Below are 609 nucleotides of genomic sequence, written 5' to 3' on the forward strand. Positions count from 1 at the left end.
AGTACAGCACCACGGATACCGGATCGCCGGAGTCAGGGCGAATCACAACGCGCCCACCCTTCGACAAGACCTTATCCTTCAACTGCTTGCCCCAGATGTTGTCCACGGCATTGTAGATGTCGTAGGCATCCGAGACACATGCGTACACACGCCCCTCACCGCCGAACTGGTCGATCATGTTCGAGAAAGCGCGGGCCTCATTATCGCGGCCCCATGCAGTCACCGTGAAGTGCTCCATGGCCGGGATCGAGAAGCCTGCGACCGACTCATCATAGTAACGACGAGCCGCGACCAGTGCCGGTACCGTGTCGGTGCCCATAAAGTTCACAAGATGGGCCATGCCACCAAGTGCTGCCGTCTGGGCCGACGATGCACCACGTGCGCCAAAGTCATGCAGCATAAACTTCACTGCCGCCTCCGGTTCATCGCACGTGCGATTCAGGAACGCACGCATGTCCTGCTTGATACTCCACGAGAGCGTGGCGACGGCTGTCGCGTACCAAGTGGCACGCAGCAACCGCGTTTCCAGAAACTGACCAAGCCACGCAAAACCCGGAGCCGTATTCCGCACTTGATAGTACGGCACATGGTTCGGGACCAGCGTACCTT

General features: G+C 58.9%; 1 protein-coding gene. It reads right to left on the reverse strand.

Annotated elements, in window-relative coordinates; all coding sequences use genetic code 11:
• Positions 1–609: hypothetical protein (locus AC1RO3_RS08285; RefSeq protein WP_481763971.1), on the reverse strand; the 609-nt coding region annotated here is incomplete at both ends.

The sequence above is a fragment of the Dellaglioa sp. CoH-57-MRSF-19 genome, from assembly GCF_056781975.1.